The sequence below is a fragment of the Methanolobus tindarius DSM 2278 genome (assembly GCF_000504205.1).
Lineage (GTDB): Archaea > Halobacteriota > Methanosarcinia > Methanosarcinales > Methanosarcinaceae > Methanolobus > Methanolobus tindarius.
This window is the reverse complement of the sequence record NZ_AZAJ01000001.1, coordinates 1-22,833: the sequence shown is the minus strand read 5'-3', so window position 1 is coordinate 22,833 and position 22,833 is coordinate 1. Positions and strand designations below refer to the sequence as shown.

Here is a 22,833-nt window from a genome sequence, read left to right as displayed (position 1 = left end):
TAGATGATGGAAGAACGAGACGAATTGGAAACTATGGAAGAAACTATGGATGTATTAAACCAAGTGAAAAACATACTTAGAATGCTACGTATGGGTGAGAGTCCTGAAGATGGAATTGGAAATGATCTTTGGACCGAATTAGAACTAGCACTATCTGAGGTGATTGGTACTCTCTCAAACAAGAAACCTGCTTCTGAAAATAAAGAGTATGTTGATTTTTTGGTTTCAGTCAGATTGAAAAATATCGATAATATGGTTGACAATTTTGATGTTGAAAATTATCCACAAATTAAATTGAACTTTTTGCTTATATCGTATACAATTAAGCTATTAGATAAATATTATAATTCAGTGGTGTCTTCATGAGTTAAGAATAAATTATTCATAGTACCCCTACATCTTTTTCCTTTTTCTTCTTTTGATATACAGGAAGAATACCTTAGATTACTTCAGGGAACTATTCGCATCGGATTCTGATAGAGGGACACTCGTGGAAAATACTGGTACGCCCCCTCTGGTCAGAGAGTCAAGAAACAGAACTCTGCTTGTGAGTTTACTTACTACGTTAACCAGTTCTACGAGAGTGAGAACGGCACTGCCATCAGCTACTTCTTCCGTGATGATGAACGGATAGCTAAAGAAACATCTGGAGATATGGAATGGTATCTGTCAGATCATCTGAGCAGTACCACTTTGTTGGTTAACGAGAGTGGGCTTGAGGTTGAGCGTACTGAGTACTATCCATATGGAGAAGTTCAGTCAGGTGGTTTGGAGAAGTACGGTTTCACGGGACAGGAGAATGATGTTGATACTGAATTGATGTATTATGGTGCACGATACTACTCGCCGGAGTATAGGATTTTTGTGCAGCCTGATTCAATTATTGCAGACCCATATAATCCACCACATATTTTTAACAACATTTAATTATAACATACGTGTTTCATCCATAATCATTAAATTCAATATTGCAGTAGGATAAGCACTAGGTTTACACGAAGTGTTTACATATAAATTCAGATAACAATTATAATTCACATTCATATGGAGAATCCTAAATGATAGAGGAGATCACCAACCAGTATGACCCAAAGAAAATAGAGGAGAAGGTACATGCTCTCTGGAACGAGCAGAATGCCTATTCCAAGGTACGTGAGCACAGAAAAGGTGGTAAAAAGTTCTTTTTCGTAGACGGTCCACCATATACAACAGGACACATCCACCTGGGAACAGCCTGGAACAAGATTATCAAGGACTCCATTTTAAGATACCGTTCCATGAATGGTTTTGACATCGTTGATCGTGCAGGCTGGGATATGCATGGTCTTCCTATAGAGGTAAAAGTAGAAGGTGCGCTTGGTTTCAAATCCAAGAAGGATATTGAGACTTACGGTGTCGGCAATTTCATAGAAAAATGTAAGGAATTTGCACTCAGGCAGAAGGATGACATGACAGATCAGTTTCAGGACCTTGGGGCCTGGCTTGACTGGAACGACCCTTACATGACACTCAGGGATGAGTACATCGAAGCTGCCTGGTGGACAATGAAGCAGGCACAGGAGAAGAGTCTTCTTGAACAGGGTAAGCGTGTTGTCAACTGGTGTCCACGTTGCGAAACTGCCATTGCAGACTCAGAAGTCGAATATGAGGAAAGGAAAGATCCTTCAATATTCGTAAAATTCCCGATAATAGGTGAGGAAAACACCTTTGTGGTCATCTGGACCACAACACCATGGACTATTCCATCAAACGTAGCAGTTGCAGTGCATCCTTCTTTTGAGTACTCAAAGGTAAAAGCAGTAAGTGCGGAAGGAAAAGAGGAAACACTCATAGTTGCTTCAGAACTTGTTGAGAATGTACTTCGAAAAGGAAGATACACAGATTATGAAGTTCTCGGTACAATGCTTGGTGAGGATCTCACATCACTCTCATACGAAAGTCCGATAGCTGACAAGGTGCCAATACAAGCTGAGATGAAACACAGCATATATCTTGCAGACTATGTGACTGCAGAGAACACAGGTTGTGTACATATAGCTCCTGGACACGGAATGGACGACTTTGAAGTCGGTAAGAAGCACGATCTCCCAATATTCTGTCCTGTCGGACCAGACGGTCGCTACACAGAAGAAGCCGGTGAATATGCAGGAATGCACATTCGTGAAGCTAACAAGGTAGTCATTGAGGATCTTCTCGAGCGTGGAAACTTACTGTCAGAAGGTGCCATCGAACACAGGTACGGACACTGCTGGCGTTGTAAGACACCTATAATCTATCTTGCTACAGAACAGTGGTTCATTAAGATAGGTGAGCTCAAGGAACAGATGCTTGAAGAGATAGCACAGGTAAAATGGTATCCTGAATGGGCTGGTTCTGCAAGGTTTAAGGACTGGGTAGAAGGGGCACGTGACTGGTGTGTTTCCCGTCAGAGATATTGGGGTATACCAATACCTGTCTGGAAGTGTAATAGCTGTAACAAGATGCACGTAGTCGGTACTAAAGAAGAACTTCAGGAAATGTCCGGTGTCAGCGATGATATCGAACTTCACAGACCTTATGTGGACGAGATCCTGCTTGACTGTGAATGTGGCGGCAAGATGAAGCGTGTTGAAGACGTTTTCGATGTATGGTTTGATTCAGCTGTAGCTTCATGGGCAACACTCAGGTTCCCGCAGCAACAGGAAGATTTCGACAAATGGTGGCCGGCTGATTTTATTACAGAAGGGCAGGACCAGACACGTGGATGGTTCTACTCACAGCTTGGTGCAAGTATGGTTGCATTCGGCAAGGCACCTTACAAGAGTGTGCTTATGCACGGTTTCACCCTTGACAGTGAAGGCAAGAAAATGTCAAAGAGCCTTGGAAATGTCGTAGCTCCCGGTGATGTAATAGAGCAGTTCGGTGCTGATACCCTGCGTAGTTTTGTACTATCTTCAAGTGCTCCGTGGGATGATCTCAAATTCGTAAGCAGTGAATTGGGTAATATCAACAGAACTATCAACATCCTCTGGAATGTTTATCGTTTCCCGCTTCCTTACATGGTGCTTGACAAATTTGATCCGCAGCAGGTTTCACTGGAATCTGTAAAAACACATCTCCGTAAGGAAGACAGGTGGATACTTTCAAGGGCACAGACACTTGTTGCTGAAGTTGATGATGCAATGTCAAAGTGCACACTGCACAGGGCACTCAGGTCAATCAACGAGTTCGTTCTTGAAGATCTTTCAAGATGGTATATCCAGCTCATCAGGCCAAGAACATGGGTAGAAGCAGATGATCCTGACAAGCTTGCTGTTTATCGTGTACTCTATGACGTATTCGTTCTGACAGCAAAGGTAATTGCACCATTTATGCCACACCTGGCAGAGGAAATGTACCAGAACCTTGTCAGAAATGTAAATCCTGATGCACCGGTAACAATTCACATGAACGACTGGCCACAGGTTGATGAGAACCTTGTTGACAGGGAACTTGAAGCTCACATGGACATGGTTCGCTCAATTGTGGAATCCGCATCTAATGCCCGCCAGAAGGTTGGAAGGAAGCTCAGGTGGCCAGTATCACGCATAGTTCTCAGTCCTGTAAACCAGCAGGCAGCAGATGCAGTCACAAACCTGAAATCCGTACTCATGGACCAGACTAACTCCAAGGACATCGTGCTTACCGGAGTAGGGGAATCATGGGATGAACTCGGATTTGAGGCAAATCCCGATCCCGGGAAGATAGGTCCTGTGTTCAAGGGCGATGCCGGCAAGGTTGTTGGTGCAATTAAGCAGGCAGATGCAATGCAGCTTAAGAAAGCACTTGCTCTGGAAGACCAGTTTGAACTGGAGATCCCGGGAGGAACAGCTATTATCAAACCTGAAATGGTCAACTTCATAGAAGCACTGCCTGAAATGGTTGCAAGTGCCCAGTCCAGTGCAGGTATAATCTATGTGGATGCAAACCTGACCCGTGAAATAGAATCTGAAGGTTATACCAGGGAAGTTATTCGCAGGGTGCAGGATATGAGGAAGGAACTCAATCTTGCAGTTGATGATAATATCAAGTCCCACATACAGATAAACGACCAGAGAGTACTTGACCTTGTACTTGACCGCGAGCAGTTCATTGCAAAGGAAACCCGTGCAAACGTTCAGGTCATTGGGCTTGATGTTGACACAGCAGGTTCACTTGAAAAGGACTGGGATGTCGAAGGCATATCCATGACCATCGGCATTTCAAAAACAAACTGAGGTTACAATGGACTTCAATGAATGGGAACCCATTTACGAGTCCATACTAAAGGACATGGGCTTTAGCAGGGAAGGTGATGAGCAGGCAGCTCTCATCCTCTCTGCTATGCTCGATACTTCTAATTCTGCAGACATTTCCGAATTAAAAGCACTTATTGAGGGAAAAGATATTCTGGTCTGCGGGAATGCTCCTGTCCTTGAACAGGAACTTGAACTTATCAATCCCGATGATTTTGTGATAATAGCAGCCGATGGAGCTACTGCCGTACTTGTTGATAGAGGGATAATTCCTGATATAATTGTAACCGATCTTGATGGCGATGTCGAAAAAGAGATTGTTGCAAATAAAGCAGGCTCAATTATGGTAGTACACAGTCATGGGGATAATATTGACAAACTCCATAGCCATGTTCCGCAACTGGACAAAATTATAGGCAGCACCCAGGCTGTTCCACTGGATTATGTTTTCAATTTCGGTGGCTTCAGTGACGGAGACAGGTGTGCATATCTGGCAAAAGAGTTCGGTGCGGTTAGCATAACTCTTGTTGGTTTTGACTTTGATGATGAAACTGTCAATCCCGTTAAGAAGAAAAAACTAAAATGGGCTCGTCTGCTAATTGAAAGGCTAAATTCATAAGTCTTTTAAAACTCAATTTATCTTTTTTCCAAGTTACTTACAGGTAACGTTTTATCAGAATCTATTTATATTTTCGTTCTAAATACCTACTGGAGTTGCATGCAAACACTGGTAATATGTATTGACAGGGACAATGACCTTGGAGACAAAGCAAATGTACTTGCTCCTCTTATAGGCAGGGAAGCAAACATAGAGGCAGCAGTAAAACTTGCAACGGCAGACCCTGAAGATTCTGATACCAATACTATTTTCGGTGGGGTCAAGATACTTGACGAACTGCTGGCAAAAGGAGTAGATGCAGAGATAATCACCCTTGCAGGCGACAGGAATATCGGTATCATATCTGACCAGAAAATTGCAAATCAGCTTGATATGTTATTAAAAAAGTTCCCTGCAGAATCTGCTATATTTGTTTCTGACGGTGCTGAAGATGAAACACTTATCCCAATTGTCCAGTCCAGAATGAAGATAGATTCTGTCAGGCGTATAGTAGTAATGCAGAGTGCCAATCTTGAAAGCACATATTACATAATCAAGCATGCATTCAATGATCCGAAAATATCCCAGACATTCTTTGTGCCGGTGGGTCTTGCGGCTCTTATTTATGCATTCTTCCTTTTAATTGACTATTCCCAGGGCGCCATAATAGGTATTCTGGCAGCTGTGGGTCTTTACATGCTTTACAGAGGTTTCAGTGATACAGTAGACTTTTACTGGGAAAAACTGAAAGATTCCTTCTATTCAGGCAGGCTTACATTTTTCACCTATGCAACAGCAGCTCTGTTGGTGCTCATTGCCTCATTGGTAGGCCTGATGAATGTGTGGTCCTTATACACTTCACAGGGAATATGGTATTACGGAATTATTCCGCTTATAACGTCTTTCATTAACAGTACTATCTGGATATACGTATTGGCAATTCTGTTTGCAGATGCAGGTAAGATAATTGATTCCAAGCAACACTCAGAGCCAACTGCCAGGTATATGAGTCCTGCATTCTTTGTCACTTCATTAGGATTTCTCCTCTGGGGGGCTACACGTTATCTTATATCCATAAATCCTGTAATGGGAGGAACTGAAACAGGTCTGCAGGACGGTTTGCAGATATTTGTATATTCCATTGTGTTTGCCATAGTTCTTGCACTGGCAGGAATCAGGGTTTCCAGCAAACCCCGGGAACAGGGGAAAAAATCAAAAAGGTAGAAACATGACTGGAAAAGAACTCAATTGTATAAAATCTCCGGATAGTTCACAGTATTCCAAAGAAAACATACAGGACTACAGGGACTTAAATCTTCAGGCTGCCTTGATAGGTGGTGTTGCATTTCCATCCGATAAAATGTCAGAGGAATTGATAGTCAGTACTCCTTATGGTGATGTTACTGCTTATCTCTGTACTATTGGTGAAAAGAATGTTGCATTATTACCCAGGCATTCAGGAAAAGATGGTCACCTGCCACCCCATATGATCAATTACAGGGCAAACATTTATGCAATACATAAACTTGGGATTTCAAGGGTAATTTCCACAAATTCAGTGGGAACAATGAAGAATCATCCAATTGGAAGTTTTTTCCTGCCTGAAGACTTTCTTGATTTAACACGTACCCGCCCATCCACATTTTATAATGACAGGACTGTCCATGCAGATGTCACTGAACCATACTGTCCCGAAATAAGAAAATTAATGGGCGATTATCTTGAAATGAATAATATCGGTTATTCTGAAGGTGTTTATGTCTGTACGGAAGGTCCGCGTTTTGAGACCCGGGCAGAGATACGTATGATGAGGCAGTTTGGCGATGTAGTTGGTATGACAGGTTTGCCGGAAGTAGTTCTTGCAAAAGAGATGAACATGTGTTATGCTTCCATCTGTACTATTACCAATAATGCATGTGGCCTTGGAAATGGAAAAATGACAGTAAGTGATGTCCTTGATACACTCGACAAAATAAAAGAAAGGTTGCAGGACATTCTGGCAAGTGTAATTTGCGCACTTCCTGAAACCGATAACAGGTTATGTAATTGCAGGTATGCCTGTTCTGATGCAGAACTTTAAACTTAATTTTTTAAATCTTCAGGCAATATCCCTGGATGTATCGATCTGGACACCATCACCGATCTTGAATTTTATTATTTCAGTGTTTGGTATCATTCCTCTTATTTTTGGGATGGACAGTTTGCTTATAACTTTGTCAGCACCCTGATCAAGCATGGATTCAAATATTACGTCACATAAACTGTATACGAATGATCTAAGGCCATCATCATTGCAGGTTGAGCCATAAAGATAGGTAAGACAATTTAGCTCCTTTGTTGTTTCGTATATAACGTTAATTAGCTGTTTTATCAGTCCCTTGTTGGCTGTGAGTCCTGTAAAGAAACAAAAAGAATCAAAGATTATGTTTACATCCTCACCGCTTGAATCGTTTGCAATGTTACGCAGATTATACTCGGTAAATTCCAGTATTTTTGAATCGATAAATTCGTTACTCAGGTTATCAGATATTTCACCGCATGAGGTACAGTAATATTCACTGTATATATCTACGAATATAATGTTTGAAGGATCAAAACCAAGATTAATAACATCATTCAGTACGTATCGTGGCCTTCGGTTTGTTGTGAAGTAATATGTTTTTCTGGATTGGGTGAACTGGTAAAGAAAAATCTCTGACATTGAACGGGGATCAGCTGAAAAAAATGTAAGTGAACCGGCTGGTATTCCTCCTCCAAGTGTTCTGTCAAGGACAAGAATGCCTGTCGATTTCAGGTTAACACCTTTGTGTATAACCTGGTTCTTATCCGGTTTTTTGATGCTGTCATACAGGGAGCCTTCCGAATTATTTCTGAATTCTTCAGCATCAGGAGTAGTATTTTCATTTTCTAACATGTTTTTAGGATCCAGCATAATATGTCCTCTGCTTTGCTACATTTATATATAGTTTAATATTATAAAACTCTTCTTTAACGGTTTAGATAATATGAAATAATATTTGAATAGTTATATGCTTCTTCAGTACCAACAGTTTTTATAAACTGAAAGTCATCAATGAGCAGCAATGACACTCTGGATACTTGCAAGCCCTGAAAGGTCAAAGATAATTATTCTGCCTATACGGGATAAGAAGAAGGTCCCTCTTTTTGTTGGTGAACTTATCCTGAGGAATACTGATGCAGGCCCACGCCCTCACAAATTCAAGGTAAAAAGTGATGGGAAGGGGGAATACAGGCCACCTTCTGAATTTATAGATCTTTTGAGAATAGCTGACCGTATCATGATAGCAAAGGACGGTGATGAAAAGCAAACATCAGAATTTGTTGAAATGCTTCAGGGATTCCAGCTCAGTGCAGATCTTGTTAATGCCTGCAGGTTCTGTCTCTTAAAAAACAGGTTTAATTTCCTTAACCGACGCTCCATAAGGTATCACAGGGATAAGATATGTGAAGACTGTGCCAGAGAAGAGCTTTACAGGATGCTTAAGAGTTCTCATGTAAACTATGCCGATGAGGCATGTCAGAGGTTTGAGGAAATAATGCTCAAAACTAAGGACCTTGACCGTACAATGGCTATGGTAAGTCCGGAAGATCTTGACCGTGAGCTTACAAGGTTTGATTCCATTGCAGCTAACACAGAGGTTCCTACAGGGAAAATTAAGAGCCTGCCTTTGCATAAAAGCTTCAAGAAAATATTGCTTGCAAAATCTGAAACTCTTCTGCCGGTTCAGTCACTGTCCATAGAGAATGGCCTTCTGAAAGGTCAGAGCCAGCTTGTAACTTCAGTGACAGCCACCGGAAAGACACTGATAGCAGAACTTGCAGGTATTGAAAATATACTGCGTGGTAAAGGACGCATGCTTTATCTTGTACCTCTTGTGGCTCTTGCAAACCAGAAATATGACCAGTTTACAAAAAGATATTCTCCAATTGGACTGAAAACCTCCATCAGGGTTGGTAGTGCCCGTATCAAGACCGCAAAAAATGCATCCATGAAAAGAACTCTGGATTCAGATATTATTGTGGGAACATATGAAGGTCTGGATTACCTGCTAAGGACAGGCAGTGCTGACCTGCTTGGAAAAATAGGTACTGTAGTTATTGATGAAGTGCATACAATTGAGGATTCAGAAAGAGGACACCGGCTTGATGGTGTTATTGGCAGGCTGAAATATGTTGCTCCTGGTGCCCAGTTCATTTATCTTTCAGCTACTGTGGCAAAACCTAAGTTGCGTGCAAAACAGTTTGGCGCAAGACTTGTGGAATATGAGTATCGTCCTGTGCCCATTGAAAGGCATCTAATTCTGTGTCCGGAACATTCCAAGAACAAGATTATGACCCGGCTTGTTAGGGAGGAATTTGCCACTACTTCGTCAAAAGGACACAAAGGACAGACTATTATTTTTACCAATTCAAGAAGAAACTGCCATCGTATAGCTGAGGGACTTCCGATATCTGCTGCGGCCTATCATGCCGGTCTTACAAGTCAGGAACGAAAAAAGACTGAGATAGCATTCCTTAAGGGTAAATTGCCTGTTGTGGTTACAACTGCTGCACTTGCTGCCGGAGTTGATTTCCCGGCATCACAAGTTATATTTGAATCCCTTGCAATGGGTATCGAATGGCTCACAATGCAGGATTTCCTTCAGATGCTTGGACGTGCCGGCAGGCCGGATTACCATGATCGTGGTGAGGTTGTGCTTTTAGCTGTTCCTAATAAGAAGTATTCAGGTGACAAGGGTGATACTGAGGATGCTGTTGCCCTGAAACTGCTTAAAGGCGAGATGGAACATACAAAAGTAGAATATGGGGAAGATGAACAGCTTGAGGAAGTGCTGGCTTCGGTTGCTGTGACTTCATCAAAGAACGATCTCCAAAATATTCATTCATCCATGCTGGCTGATTTTAATGTGGATTATCTTCTTGGCAAACTTGCAAAGAATAAGTTCATTCATAAAAAAGGAGATCTTGTATCTCTCACCAAATTTGGTAAGATAGCAGCAGGACATTTCCTGTCGGTATCAAAGGCTTTCCTTATACGCGATTCTGTTCTTGTGGAACAGGATCCTATTGTTACGGTTTCCAATCTTGAATTTTTTGATTCTGTTTATTACAAATATGCGAATCGCATTTCTTCGGCTTTGAATGTGAACCTTCCTTCCAGGGTGTTTCAGGGTGCTTCCCTGGATATTCTCTTTGAAGGCGAAAATATGGACAAACTGGATGTTACTCTGCGTGACCAGTTGTTCGATTTTGCGGCTGATTTTTTGACATGTAATTGTCGTGATTCCCCATATTGTGGTTGCGCAGAACGTAAGTTCTCTGAGAAGATAATTTCCATCAGGGCGGAAGGATATGAGCCTGAAGGTATCGTGAAAAAGCTTGAGTATCTTTATGGTATTACGGCTTATCCGGGTGATGTGCTTGGATATCTTGATAATGTGGTACGCAACCTTGAGGCTGTTGAGATGATAGCTTCGGCTTATTCAAAGCGTGATCTATCATACAGAGCAAGGAGTCTTAGAAAACAGGTTGAGGGATAAACTGATTTCTTTCTCTTGCGTTTGAAATGAAAAATTATAATAGTTATGTTGCCAGATTAGAATGCTGTGAGGATATGATATTATGGACAAAGAAAAAAACGAAGGTGTTGTAATGAACAATAAACCGGAAAATGCTAAGAAAAAGAAGACTGTGAGAATCGAACTTCATAAACCTGAGGATTTTAAGCAGGTGTACTCTATTGGAGCTGTAGGCGGTCACAGTCCGTACGATTTCAGGATTGGTTTCTACAATGATATGCCAATGGCAACTGACAAGTCAGGAGAGCAGGTTATTCAGAGAAGACTTGAGACCGAGGTTATTATGTCACCTCTGGCAGCAGTTGAGCTTGTGCGCTGGCTGAATCAGCATATACAGAACTATGAGGCTGCTTTTGGTCCTATTGCAAAGCCGCAGATGGGAGTTAAGAAAAAGCCGGAGCCTGTTCAGGATAGTACTGAGATACAGGGATATATGTAATTCCAGAAGGGTAAATTCAGTTTTTGTTGAACTTATCATCATTTTGAATTTGATATGAACTGTCAATTATTTATGCAAGAAATCTATACATGTTGTTTGTGGTGAGTATTCGTATCTTTTTGAAGGGATATGTCGCCAAGAATAAATACAATATTGGCTATCTATACTAGCCTGTAAACTGAATAGTTTCAGTAATATTATTCTTTTAAATGAAAGAGAGGATTAATTTTGTTCCCAAGTAAGAAAGTCCAGAAATTAGTTGGATCCAAAGTCCAGGTAGAGATGAAAGGTGACCTTCACCTTCTCGAAGGAACTTTAAAAAGTGCAGACGATTATATGAATCTTCATATGGTCGACACTGTAGAGGTCGCAAACGGTGAGCGTCTGCGTTCCCTTGGTTCAGTCGTGTTGCGTGGAAACAATATCATTCTTGTTGTTCCTATGGAAGAATAAACTCTCAGTGGAAACCAGTATGAGTGTCGAAGAGAGTGCATACAATCTTATTCGTGAGAGCAAAGAAGGTATTTTCCAGAACGAGCTCTGGAAAATGCTGGAAATTGACAGTCGTAAATGTTCCAGGGTAGTTTCTAAGCTCCTTGATGAGGATCTTATTATCCGTGAGCAGGCTGTTTCCAATGGGGCCAGAACTTATCTTTTGAAAGTTAAGGAAGAGGAGAAGCCCTGCTTCGATCTCCTGTTGTCAGGAGAAATGTTCTCTCCTTGCGCCGGATGCAGGGATGCATGCCAGCCTGAGATCTGTGGAAAGCTTACTGCATGGGTCGAAAACCTCAATGATAATGAGGAAACAGGTGAAATGTGCTGATTTCGGCGAAAGGTTTATATAGAATATCTGCTATGTTGGAGTCGCTTCACTAAAGCGAAATCAACGTGCTCCGGTAGTGTAGTCCGGCCAATCATTCCGGCCTTTCGAGCCGAAGACTCGGGTTCGAATCCCGGCCGGAGCACCTTACTCACATTTCTTATATTTCTCTAAAAATAATTTGAACTGATTGGTGTTCAACTGTTTTTATAATTTTATATAGATATCCTTTTCTTAACGTACTATATATTCATCTATAGATTTTATACATAGAGCAAATATATAGAGGTTTTTTTGTTTATATGGTCGGGGTTACTAAAAAATGGAATTATTAAACCAGTACCTTGATGATTGCAAGCTCCGAGGGCTAGAGTCGCGCACATGCCAAACTTATAAGAGCAGTGTTAAAGAGTTTTTATCTCACTATCCTAATCCGGTAGAATGTACTAAAGAAGATCTTCTCCAGTACCTGCAACACCTGCAGACCAAGGACATCACAACAGGAACTATAAGGCGGGATTTCTCGGCCATATCCGGCCTGTATGACTGGCTCCTCTTTATGGAAGAGGTAAACATTAATCCCGTCTTGCAAATACGCACACGGTACTTACAGACCCCATACAGACAGGAAAGAAGGCAAATCCCAACTCTCAATGAAGTAAGGGAGCTTATCAGATCTATAGACGTTGCAGATATCCGGGAATTAACCCTGATTGTATTCTTTGCCAAAACTGCAGGTCGAAGGGGTGAAATACTTGACCTTAAGGTTGAAGACATAGATCTTAACAGAGATTTGATCTACTGGCCTGACAAAAAGAAGCGTAAAGAGAAAATTGGCTTTATTGATTCTGAATTACATATTCTTTTAGAAGAGTACCTTAGATGGCGTGAATGGATCGGACCTAGAACGTCTTACTTGTGGATCACTGACAACGGTAATCACATGCATAAAGACTATCCTAATGAGATTATGCAGCATTATGGCCAGCTTTTAGGGTTGCATGATCCTTCCGGACCATTATACAAAAAATTAACATGCCATTGCTTACGTGGCTTTCTCACTACTCAATTACAGCGTGCAGGAATGGATGAAATATACATAATGTGGCTTCGTGGAGATTCCATCAAGAAAAAAACCTGGGCCAGCCATTATTTAGACATAGATCAGGAATTAGTCAGAGAGCAATATCTAAGGTGTATTCCTGATTTATTGCTTTTTGAATAATTGTGCAGTTTTCCGATTAGTTTTTCTAATAGGATATTTTTGTGCACCTTTACTCGATGTAACAAAAAACGGAATCATATAAATGAAAAATGGCATTTTTTAGTTGTCGTTGGAAGTCGTGTTACTCTGGTGCATCTGGCAAAGGACATTTGCTGAAGATTGCTGATTCACCATGTCTTAATCTACAGTTGTAAAAAAGATGTACTTTGCCTTGTCTTTTATACATATATGGGCATTCTTCACATGAAGTAATTATTATCATTTTAGCTTTACTCATATCCGTTTCCTCTAATCGGTTTTTTTGGTAAGAATCAATCCTCCACTATTATAATAGTCTATTAATAAAAGGTTTGAAATCAAGAAGTTTAGTTGATTTTATCACCGCTCCTAAATTGGTAGGTATGGAGGAATAAGACACTTTTGTTTTTTTCATTGGCAACTCACATATTTCTCCAATAATACCATGTTGTGGCCCCGAATAAAGAATACCTAGCAACTTTATTCGTGTACCAATTATAATACCGCTCTCACCAGAATAACTTCCTATATTTAATAGAAAAACAGGAGATCCACTTGATCCTGGAAAACAAGCAGCATCGATCAAGAACTCACTTTTTCCTTCATAATTTAATCTAGGATGCGTAGCTGTGATTCCTCTTCTTACAATCGGCATATTGTTAACAGAATCCCATAAACCAATAGGATATCCAATCATAGTTATCTCTTCAATAGCAATTAGTGAATCAAATTCAGATGAAGAAGGAATAAGATTATCGGGTACTGGCGGTATAAAGTATTCATCAGGTAGTCGTAATTCTCTAATAAATAACATACATAAATCAATATTTTGATCAGGATGAGGAATCCAAAATCTTTCAAAATTATCGATCTCAATACGTTCATGTTGGGAAATAATAGGTTTTCCGGATCTATCTTTTTTTGTTAAGTGAATATAACCTTTAATAGAATCCTCTATGACATGTTTGTTTGTTATTATTACAGGAACAAATTGACCATCGATACTAAATTGAAAAAAAAAACCAGTTCCAGAATACGTAGAATCATCTGAACAAATTGTTTCGATTTTCACAGTAGAATGAACAAGTAGATCAGTGAGTTTCATGTCCATATTACATAGTAAAAAAATACACGTTTATATAAGTTCTTATCTAGTAGTTTATCTTCCTTTATTTGGCGAATCGGTTCATGAAGAAAAAATCTAATATCAATATGCACTTATATTATTGTATACAATTAATTTTGAGGTGTTGATTATTACTATAAAAAAGGAACAAATAACTAGAAAAGATAGCAGAGAGCTTTCTGCTGAAAACAAATTATATAAATCAAGAGAGGTGCCCGTTTTCCTTGAAGGACAACTCCCAAAAACTCCAAGACTCCCTCCAAAGAAGTAGAGATGAAAAATGGCATCTGAATTTATTTCTAGTGACATAGTGTCAATTCTACTTTTTATGAGTCCAGGTTTTCTTACTATTGCATTAGTGGGCAAACTTTATGGAATTGCTATTGAAATGGAGCAATTCGAAAAAACAGTGTGGAGTTTGATAGCAAGCATACCAATTGGGATTATGTTTGTTTATCTCAATGAAATTAACAGCATTGATTCTTTTTTAAATTGTTTTTTGGTACATCCATTGCGATCTACATTTGAAATTATAGTGTTCAGCCTAATTTTGGCACTTTTAGTCTCCCTAATTATACAACATAAGTACCTTGAAAATTTGTCGATGAAATTAATTCACAATAAAGATGATGGTTTCCAAACTGATCGTACAGTATGGGATAGATTCATGCAGAAAAATATTGGCAAAGCAGCAATTGTAGAAACGCATAACTCAGTATACAAAGGATGGTTATCTGCCAATAGTAGTCGAAAAGAAAAAAGAGAAATCGTTCTTGATAGTCCTGTAATTGTATATGTCCATGAAAACGGGAATACTGAAGACTTTCCGTATGGTAAGCAGATAATCTTATTTGGAGAAGATATCAAATCTATTACAATTCTTGAAGAAGACTAATCATGACTTTATTTTAATGGCCTATTTAAGGAAAAAATAGCGATTAAACAACTCTATCATTTTACTCATTACTTTCTCTCTTTCAACGATATAAGAAACATTATTAGCTCAATAGCCCTTTATCCCTCAGCAACATCCTTGCACCTGTATTAAGGATTGTAGAAACGTTCAGTCTATTATCCTGGATTGTTGTGAGGATCTCCGGATCCAGAAGGAGACAAGGATCAGCTTTTATAGCAATGTCGGGGAGATATCCCTGGCTAACCAGGACTTTTTCAGCTCCTATGTTCATTACGTCCGAAGGGTTGAGAGCATTTTTCCGCATGATCTCTGCAATCTCTGCCTCGATACGAACATCTATCCTAACCCTGTTTTTAGGTTCAATACCTGATAACCTGCGCATTACAAGAGAAGATGCCACTTTTAACACCAGCTATATAGAACTAATTGTTAGTATATATAAACTTCACTATTACATATTATAATGTTGTTTCTACTAATTCCTTGCCAGCTCCCATTAGGTCCTTTAAGAGCATGTCCTTGATTGACTGCAAATCGTCCCTGTTGACCTCTTTTTTCTGCTTGATGAACGGAGAGTTCTGTGGTGTGATCTTACCGCTATAATGTACCTGGCCATAATGCCATCCTTCTCCATAGTAAGGTATTTCCATAATGTCGGTGAACACCTTGTCAGGGAATGCAATAATAGCCTCGTTGTTTTCCAGTGTCTCATATTTCTTATTATATCTGGATAGCCTGGGCTGTTCGGAGGATGTGAATGAGCCCCCTCTGTTTATCATGAACCAATTGAAAGAAGATCTCACACCTTTGCGGAGCTTTGTCCATCCGTGTGTACTGGCCACAAAGCGAACCCTGAGAGATCTTAATGTCTCGATATTGTACTGTATCTCAGCACCAAAGGCAGCGTGTTTGGAGTCATAGGCCTGTCCCTTTCCAGGTGCAACCCTGTGGAACTCATCATAAAAGATCGAAAGAGGGACAGGCAAATGGTGATCGTGTGCCAGGTCAATAAGTTTAGAAAATATGCTCGTAACTACTGGAGTAAAGTACTGTGGCTTGCGGATGAAAGGCTCTATGCAGAGCACGTTGATCTTTCCACGTTCCAGGGATCTCCACACATCTGCAGGATCTGTGAACCAGGTCTTTGTGTACTCCACATAATCGGAGGTAATGTCAATATCCATTCCTTCAGGTAGGAGAATATGCAACGGTCCGAACTGGCCAACCAGGAGAAGCTCATTAGACTTTCCGGCATCGTTCCAGAGAATAGTCTCCTCCGGAGCTCCGGACCTGAGAGCATCCAGGATCCAGATGAGATCCTGAGTCTTTCCGGATCCAGTGATTCCCAGGTTAAGCAGGTGTTCTCCTGGCTTCTGTATAAATTCCCTCTTGAAACGGTTCTGCCAGCTCATTGATCAATACTCTCCATGAATTTATTGATCTTCTTTTTCACACCTTCGGGGTTATGTTTCAGCTCACCAATAAACAGCCCTACAGCCATGCAAATACCGCCAACAATAAAGCACGCAAGCTTATAGTCCCACCAGGTAATTGTTATGTATTCACTCATCTCTATCGCCCCATTTCTTAGCTTTTACCGTCATCAGGTTACTTGTTGAAACTAGATTCTCTTTGTCTATCAATCTGATCAATGCTGTCCTGGTATCGTCCAGGACCTGATCATAAGCAAGCTTCTTGACCGTTGCAACCACATCACGATCCATAATAGGCTCGTATGTCTCCCTGAGAAGCTGCAGGTTTTCCTTAATGGAGCTGGTCTTTTTCTCATCGTCCACCATGGCTTCCACATCAGAGAAGATCACTGCTATGAGGTTTGTCCTCTGGTAAAGGGATGCATTAGAGTTGTAGATCAGAGACATTAGAGCCTCTGACAGATGAAAGGAAAGTGCTGATTTTGCCATGTTACACCTGGTTTCTGTTCTTCCTGAACCTATCCCAAACACTCTTTTTCTGTGGCCTGGCCATTTCTATCTGCTCTTTATCAGTGTCGTGTGGATTGATCACATAAGTAGGCTTACGAGCATGGCACTCGACAAACTCCATACGTCCCATACGATCTCTTGACCTGCTCTTGCTGCCATAGTGAGCCATGAATGACATGGTTTGAGGTAAGGGTAATACATGCTCGTGAAATGATGTGTACATCGACATGACTATGATCTGCTGCTCTGACAGGTCCAGCATTGAGTCTGAATCATCTGTGATTACTTTTGAGATCTCGTGGTTTTTCTGAGCCTCGCTGGAGTATTGGCTTGCAGATGTCCGGAGTAATTGCTGTGCTGCCTCTGAGTCCATAATACTACCTCAAAATAAGATCCCTGTAAAGAATCCCATAGCAATACCAATAAACAACGCAATGACTATGGTTCTCTTGTCTGGTTTGAGTCCGTATGCCCTTTGCATCACAGTGGTATCAAGGATAGCTGCAACCTTTTTAGGGCTTGTTTTCATAGTCATAAGGGATAATTTCCTCTCATTCTCTCCCTCGCCTACTTTCTCCGTCTCATCAGATCTGATCAGTTTAACAGAAACTCCCTTTCCACCATCAATTAAATAGACATGCTCCGGCTTTTTGCCATTGATAGTTAAGGGAATAGTGGACTCTGATAAAACAAATTCCTTGTTAAAATTAGGATCCTTTCCGATCTCATCATCTACATTGATAGTCTGCAGGTCAATACCATCAAGCCCAGGTCTTATAATGAGGGCTCTTGCCTTCTCTTTCTTGTCTTTATTTTTATTATTGGATCTCCTCAAGATTGAGTGGGTAATTTAATATTCTGTTCATCCAATCCATATTGGATGGACGATAAACTCTTGATTCAAATGGCTCTGGGAATAACCCCTCCATGGTATGTGAAAGACATTGATCTTAATGTTTCTAAGAAAAGAATGGATATTTATCTAGATTTTACCAAGGGAACGAAGTTCCCTTGCCCAGTTTGCAACAAACTGTGTGATCTCCATGATACCAAAGAAAAAGTATGGAGACACCTTGATTTCTTCCATCATGAAACATACATTCATGCACGAGTTCCCCGAACAAAGTGTGATGGAGATGATGTAAAACTTGTTGAAGTTCCATGGACAAGACAAAATACTGGATTTACATTATTTTTCGAAGCACTAATCGTTGCAATGTCCAAAGAAATGAGTGTTTCTTCAATTGCTGAATTGATCAATATTCATGAAAATTCTGTATGGATAATTCTAGCTCATTATGTTGAAGAAGCCAGAGCAAAGATGGATCTCTCTGAGTTAGATACTATTGGAGTAGATGAAATATCTGTCAAAAAAGGTCACAGCTATGTGACCTTGTTCTATGATCTAAATCAATCAAGAGTAATTCATATTGAAAATGGAAAGAAAAGAAGTGTTTTCAAGAACTTCAGGGAAGTTCTTTCCAGAAAAATAGACCCTGATAATATCAAGTATATTTCAATGGACATGTATCCTGCTTTTAGGGGTGGAGCAAGGGAATATTTCCCAAATGCTAAGATCGTTTACGATAAGTTCCATATTGTCAAAATGATGAATGATGCAATTGATAAGGTTCGAAGAAAGGAGTATCAAACAAATAAAGATCTGGGTAAAACGAGATTCATGTGGTTGAAAAATCCTGAAAATCTATCGGATAGGGAAATAGCTAAGATTCGATCAATCAAAGATTTGGATACTAAAACAGCAAAAGCTTACAGATTTAAGCTTGGACTTCAACGTCTGTGGGATATAAAAAATATAGAGGTAGCGAGGGAATATCTTGACAAATGGCATTATTGGGGAACACATAGCAACATCAAGGAAATTATCACATTGGCCAAGATGATTAAAAGAAATTCTCATGGGATATTGGAATCAATCAAACAAGGTATCAGCAACGGTGTTGTTGAAGGATTGAACAACAAAATTAAAACTGCTTTTAAGAGATCATATGGATTGAAGACTGAGAAGTGTAGGAATACAATGATATTCTTGATGGCGGGTAAACTTCGTTTACCCACACGATGTTAAAGAGAACCAATAATATTAATTTTAATGTGATGCGTGATCGAATATCGGGGACAAGAAGCATTAAGTATAAAGTAACTGTTACAATTCCATCTTATAACAACGGAGAAGAAACTACGGTTTTACAGTCATATTGTGTTTCAACTTCAAATGGAGCATGGTATAACATTAATTATGACTGCAATATTGAAAGTGAATATGGCGAAGATGTGATAGTTAAACTTTATATTGATTCTTCATTATGCTACTATGCTTGTTCAGATGAATTCAAAACTTCTTGTGATGTTCTTTTAGGAACTCCTCAACTTTCATACTGGATCGAAGAAGAAGAAGATTCAAATTACGCTGATGTATGGGTAAAAGTTCCTGCTATAGATCCAATAGTTGGTGCCAATGTCAAAATGTATTATGGTAACTCAAGTATATTGTCTGAATCAAATGGATACAATGTATTTGAGTCATTTGATGATTTGAATGAGACTGCTATGTTGACATATATGGAAAATGAACCTTTATATAATATTTCAACTGCCAGTTCTAAACCTAATAAAACAATACTAATAATGCCATCAAAAGAAGGAACATTAGAAGATTATCCATTGTGTATATTGATTAATCATACTAGCGGTATGCAGAAAGATTTTGATGATATAAGATTTACTGATAACAATGGAAATCAGATTTCATATTGGATTGAAAATGCAGTGGATTTTGAATATGCTAAAATATGGCTAAGCGTTCCAAAAATAGATCCAGCCCGAGGTGCAGTTGTAAAAATGTATTATGGCAATCCAATTATTACTTCTGAATCAAATGCCGAGGACGTATTTTTATTGTATGATGATTTTGATGGAAGCCAAATAGACGCAGGTAAATGGATAGTTCAAGGTTCTGGAACTAAAACATTATCAAATGGCATCCTTATGATGAGTGGTAGCACGGGTTCCACTTATTCAGAAAGTAGTGGTGACCGTCTTAAATCGGTTTCAACATTTGGAAATGATACAGAATTAGTTGTGAAGTACTATCAGAATTATAATGGGCAAAATGATGGTGTTATAAGTTATAATGCAAATTGCTATGATGATTATATTCAGATATCTGATGCTAGTTCTACAGATAGTAATATATCATATATTACTCAAAAGAATGGACTTGAATCTACAGTAATTGAAGGTTCATGGACAAATGACTGGATAATTGGAAACATAAAAAGACATGGTTCTGAAACCACTCTAATATGTAAGGATGCCAATGAGTCAACGATTTTCTCAGAAACGCTTATAGCTAACGTTCCTCTGAATAATTATCCTATATTTATAGGTGGAGCCATGAGCAATTCTAACTCTGCTTTTTCGATGGATATAGATTATGTAATCGTGAGAAAATGTACCTCATCTATTCCAGCCTACTTTATTTTAGAGAGTTCATGTGTTTCTTCATTTATTACAGTCAATTCTTATGATGGTCTAGGTAATATTATTCAAAAAATATCTGAAGGTGAAAATGGTTTTGCCATTCAAAATATTGCATACAATGATTTGGGATTGAGTTCCAGCACTGAAGTTCCGCATTATATGAATGAATCTATTCAGCCCATCATCTACCAATATGACGCAGCCGGCCGGCAAACTGTTATCACTAACACCGACAACACCACCCTGAGCTACCATTACGAACTTGAAAATACCACAATCACTAATCAGGATGGTGTTAACAAGACACTTACAAGTGATATTTACGGTAACATTGCAAAGGTGTATGAGTTCAATGGAGAGGAAACGTACGTTACTTCCTATAGCTATGATGCTATGAACAATCTTGTTGAGATAATTCCAGGTATTCTGAAATACGATGATTCGTTAGATTTTAGATTATCAGGTTCCAGTAATAGCAAAACCATCATAGTCTCACCATCTTCAGATGGAACTCTGACAGACTATCAGATGAGCTTCAATATCAGCTATGAACCTGAAATGCAAGCTGATTTTGATGACATCAGGTTTACTGACGAAAACAATGTACCTCTTTCCTACTGGATAGAATCAATTACAAACTCACATTCTGCAAAGGTATGGGTGAAAGTACCTGAGATAAATGCAACAAACGGTGCGACTGTCAAGATGTACTACGGTAATTCCACACTAACGTCTGAATCTAATGGAAATGATGTCTTTGAGTTTTTTGATGATTTCTCATCTTCACTTGATCCAGATAAATGGACAACAGTCTACAATACTCCAAATGGAGGTAGTTGCGATGTGACTACTGAAGATGGGAAATTAAAGGTCAGTGTTCGTGGTCCATCATATGCTGTGAAAGCAGAGGCATACGCAAAGACTCAAACCTCTTTTAACTATGAAAATACACCATTGGAAATTGAATACTGTGCAGATCAGGTAATATCGAGTGGAGAAGGTGCATGGTGGTACTCAGGTTTCATTCTTTCCAATGATACAACGATGCCCCATCAAACAAGCGGTGGAGGGAATTACGTACCGGATAATGGTGTAGCTATAAGCCAGCCATTGGACGGGTATGGAAGCACAGGAGCCTCTATAAATGTAAATTCATATGTTGATACCTCATCTACTTCAATATATCACACATCTGATAACCCCGGTTCGCACAAATTCAATCTTATAATGGATAAAGAAAATGCTACAGTATATGTAGATGATGTAATGGTTGCAGAAAACGTAAAGCATAATATCACAGACTATGATTCCTATATCTATTTCCTGCGTGCATCAGACCAATACATATGGAACACACAGAAATGGGACTATGTCATAGTTAGACAGCATGCTACTGATGAACCTACCTACACTATTTCAGAAAATATTGAGGAGATTAGTTTCAGCAATGAAGGCCGCGTCACTTTCACCTACGACTCCCTCGGCCGCAAGATAGCCATGAACGACCCTGACATGGGTAACTGGACCTATGAGTATGACCTGAACGGAAATCTTATCAACCAGACCGATGCACGTGGAATCTCAACGTTGCTTAGCTACGATGCTCTGGACAGGTTTACTGCGATAGATTACCCCAATGATGAGGATGTCAGTTTCACATATGATCTTGAATACAATGGTACGCTTTCAAGAGTTACAAAAGGAGCAATATCTTCAATATATGATTATGATGATCGTTATAGGGTTGAAGGAGAAACAATAGGTTATGTACCTGGTACCTCTGGTTACACCACATCCTATGAGTATGACAGTATGGACCGGCCCACAACAATAACCTACCCTGACGGTAACAGTGTCGACCTGACCTATAATGCACAGACTTTGCTGGAGAGTGTTGAGGGCGTTGTGGATAACCTTGATTACAATGCAAGGAACCAGATAACCACCAAGGAGCTTTCAAACGGTGTGGTTACCAGCTATACCTATGATGCTGAGAAACTGCTGCTGGACAGGATCTACACCGAGAGTCTTCAGGATCTTAACTATGAGTTCGACAACGTAGGCAATATCCTTGAGATAGAGGATAATGTGATGAACTCCGTGAAGACTTACGGATACGATGACCTAGACAGGCTGACCAGCGCGGATATGTCGGTCAACAGTGTTTCAACTTATCAACGTGATTTCAGCTACGATCAATACGGTTGCATACAGCAGGTGGATGAGAACAGTATCACAATATCCTCCTACGAATACAATCTGACACCTTTCCATGCCCCTGATACGTATAATGGAAACATTCTGGATTACGATGACAACGGGAATTTGGTTGAGGATGAAGATTTCATCTACGTCTACAACGATGCAAACCAGTTGAGCGAAGTCCGTTAC

22 protein-coding genes and 1 tRNA gene are annotated in these 22,833 nt (G+C 39.8%); 15 read left to right on the top strand and 8 right to left on the bottom strand.

The window, feature by feature from the left end; genetic code table 11:
- The first annotated feature begins 6 nt into the window (after positions 1 to 6).
- From METTI_RS00110 to METTI_RS00085, 6 genes are all read left to right on the top strand, one after another.
- Positions 7 to 366, top strand: coding sequence for a hypothetical protein (locus tag METTI_RS00110; RefSeq protein ID WP_023843762.1), 360 nt, complete (start codon positions 7 to 9; stop codon positions 364 to 366).
- Between the two features lie 288 nt (positions 367 to 654).
- On the top strand, positions 655 to 927 hold the full coding sequence (locus METTI_RS00105) for an RHS repeat domain-containing protein (protein ID WP_023843761.1): 273 nt from the start codon (positions 655 to 657) through the stop codon (positions 925 to 927).
- A gap of 131 nt (positions 928 to 1,058) precedes the next feature.
- A complete protein-coding gene (gene ileS, locus METTI_RS00100) occupies positions 1,059 to 4,235 on the top strand; it encodes an isoleucine--tRNA ligase (protein WP_023843760.1) in 3,177 nt (1,058 codons plus the stop codon).
- 7 nt (positions 4,236 to 4,242) lie between these two features.
- Positions 4,243 to 4,872, top strand: coding sequence for a 6-hydroxymethylpterin diphosphokinase MptE-like protein (locus METTI_RS00095; RefSeq protein ID WP_023843759.1), 630 nt, complete (start codon positions 4,243 to 4,245; stop codon positions 4,870 to 4,872).
- 99 nt (positions 4,873 to 4,971) lie between these two features.
- Positions 4,972 to 6,075, top strand: coding sequence for a DUF373 family protein (locus tag METTI_RS00090; protein WP_023843758.1), 1,104 nt, complete (start codon positions 4,972 to 4,974; stop codon positions 6,073 to 6,075).
- Positions 6,076 to 6,079: 4 nt separating this feature from the next.
- Entirely contained in the window at positions 6,080 to 6,931 is an 852-nt protein-coding gene (locus METTI_RS00085) for an MTAP family purine nucleoside phosphorylase (RefSeq protein WP_023843757.1), read from the top strand.
- Between the two features lie 18 nt (positions 6,932 to 6,949).
- Here the strand turns inward: METTI_RS00085 and METTI_RS00080 are convergent, their stop codons facing one another.
- Positions 6,950 to 7,783 (bottom strand): RAD55 family ATPase, encoded by an 834-nt coding sequence (locus METTI_RS00080; protein ID WP_023843756.1) that lies wholly within the window; start codon positions 7,781 to 7,783, stop codon positions 6,950 to 6,952.
- A 151-nt stretch (positions 7,784 to 7,934) separates the two neighbouring features.
- Between METTI_RS00080 and METTI_RS00075 the strand changes: the two genes are divergently transcribed.
- The 6 genes from METTI_RS00075 to METTI_RS00050 all read left to right on the top strand — a co-directional run bounded on the left by METTI_RS00075 (position 7,935) and on the right by METTI_RS00050 (position 12,935).
- A complete protein-coding gene (locus tag METTI_RS00075; RefSeq protein ID WP_023843755.1) occupies positions 7,935 to 10,412 on the top strand; it encodes a DUF5814 domain-containing protein in 2,478 nt (825 codons plus the stop codon).
- Between the two features lie 82 nt (positions 10,413 to 10,494).
- Positions 10,495 to 10,890: a DUF3467 domain-containing protein gene (locus METTI_RS00070; RefSeq protein WP_023843754.1), complete on the top strand. Its 396-nt coding sequence runs from the start codon at positions 10,495 to 10,497 to the stop codon at positions 10,888 to 10,890.
- A 228-nt stretch (positions 10,891 to 11,118) separates the two neighbouring features.
- Positions 11,119 to 11,343 (top strand): LSM domain-containing protein, encoded by a 225-nt coding sequence (locus tag METTI_RS00065; protein WP_023843753.1) that lies wholly within the window; start codon positions 11,119 to 11,121, stop codon positions 11,341 to 11,343.
- Between the two features lie 19 nt (positions 11,344 to 11,362).
- Entirely contained in the window at positions 11,363 to 11,713 is a 351-nt protein-coding gene (locus METTI_RS00060; protein ID WP_023843752.1) for a helix-turn-helix transcriptional regulator, read from the top strand.
- A gap of 67 nt (positions 11,714 to 11,780) precedes the next feature.
- A tRNA-Glu gene (locus METTI_RS00055) sits at positions 11,781 to 11,855 on the top strand.
- A 177-nt stretch (positions 11,856 to 12,032) separates the two neighbouring features.
- Positions 12,033 to 12,935: a tyrosine-type recombinase/integrase gene (locus tag METTI_RS00050; RefSeq protein ID WP_023843751.1), complete on the top strand. Its 903-nt coding sequence runs from the start codon at positions 12,033 to 12,035 to the stop codon at positions 12,933 to 12,935.
- A gap of 325 nt (positions 12,936 to 13,260) precedes the next feature.
- Here METTI_RS00050 and METTI_RS00045 read toward each other — a convergent pair whose 3' ends face one another.
- A complete protein-coding gene (locus METTI_RS00045; RefSeq protein WP_023843750.1) occupies positions 13,261 to 14,064 on the bottom strand; it encodes a S1 family peptidase in 804 nt (267 codons plus the stop codon).
- 295 nt (positions 14,065 to 14,359) lie between these two features.
- Between METTI_RS00045 and METTI_RS00040 the strand changes: the two genes are divergently transcribed.
- On the top strand, positions 14,360 to 14,974 hold the full coding sequence (locus METTI_RS00040) for a DUF6338 family protein (RefSeq protein ID WP_023843749.1): 615 nt from the start codon (positions 14,360 to 14,362) through the stop codon (positions 14,972 to 14,974).
- Positions 14,975 to 15,077: 103 nt separating this feature from the next.
- Here the strand turns inward: METTI_RS00040 and METTI_RS00035 are convergent, their stop codons facing one another.
- The 6 genes from METTI_RS00035 to METTI_RS00015 are packed head-to-tail and all read right to left on the bottom strand — an operon-like array spanning position 15,078 to position 17,773.
- The gene (locus tag METTI_RS00035; RefSeq protein WP_023843748.1) at positions 15,078 to 15,404 is read right to left on the bottom strand and encodes a hypothetical protein; all 327 of its coding nucleotides are present in this window, start codon (positions 15,402 to 15,404) and stop codon (positions 15,078 to 15,080) included.
- Between the two features lie 49 nt (positions 15,405 to 15,453).
- Positions 15,454 to 16,407, bottom strand: coding sequence for a hypothetical protein (locus METTI_RS00030; RefSeq protein WP_023843747.1), 954 nt, complete (start codon positions 16,405 to 16,407; stop codon positions 15,454 to 15,456).
- Entirely contained in the window at positions 16,404 to 16,565 is a 162-nt protein-coding gene (locus tag METTI_RS15625; protein ID WP_023843746.1) for a hypothetical protein, read from the bottom strand. The genes METTI_RS00030 and METTI_RS15625 overlap by 4 nt, the downstream gene beginning before the upstream one ends.
- Positions 16,558 to 16,875: a hypothetical protein gene (locus METTI_RS00025; protein WP_023843745.1), complete on the bottom strand. Its 318-nt coding sequence runs from the start codon at positions 16,873 to 16,875 to the stop codon at positions 16,558 to 16,560. Before METTI_RS00025 ends, METTI_RS15625 begins: the two co-directional genes overlap by 8 nt.
- A 43-nt stretch (positions 16,876 to 16,918) precedes the next feature.
- A complete protein-coding gene (locus tag METTI_RS00020; RefSeq protein ID WP_023843744.1) occupies positions 16,919 to 17,311 on the bottom strand; it encodes a hypothetical protein in 393 nt (130 codons plus the stop codon).
- A gap of 9 nt (positions 17,312 to 17,320) precedes the next feature.
- The gene (locus tag METTI_RS00015; RefSeq protein WP_023843743.1) at positions 17,321 to 17,773 is read right to left on the bottom strand and encodes a hypothetical protein; all 453 of its coding nucleotides are present in this window, start codon (positions 17,771 to 17,773) and stop codon (positions 17,321 to 17,323) included.
- A 45-nt stretch (positions 17,774 to 17,818) separates the two neighbouring features.
- Between METTI_RS00015 and METTI_RS00010 the strand changes: the two genes are divergently transcribed.
- Both METTI_RS00010 and METTI_RS00005 read left to right on the top strand, forming a co-directional pair.
- On the top strand, positions 17,819 to 19,027 hold the full coding sequence (locus METTI_RS00010; RefSeq protein ID WP_023843742.1) for an ISL3 family transposase: 1,209 nt from the start codon (positions 17,819 to 17,821) through the stop codon (positions 19,025 to 19,027).
- Positions 19,028 to 19,056: 29 nt separating this feature from the next.
- A partial coding sequence (locus tag METTI_RS00005; protein ID WP_245596157.1) for a DUF2341 domain-containing protein occupies positions 19,057 to 22,833 on the top strand: 3,777 nt, incomplete at its 3' end.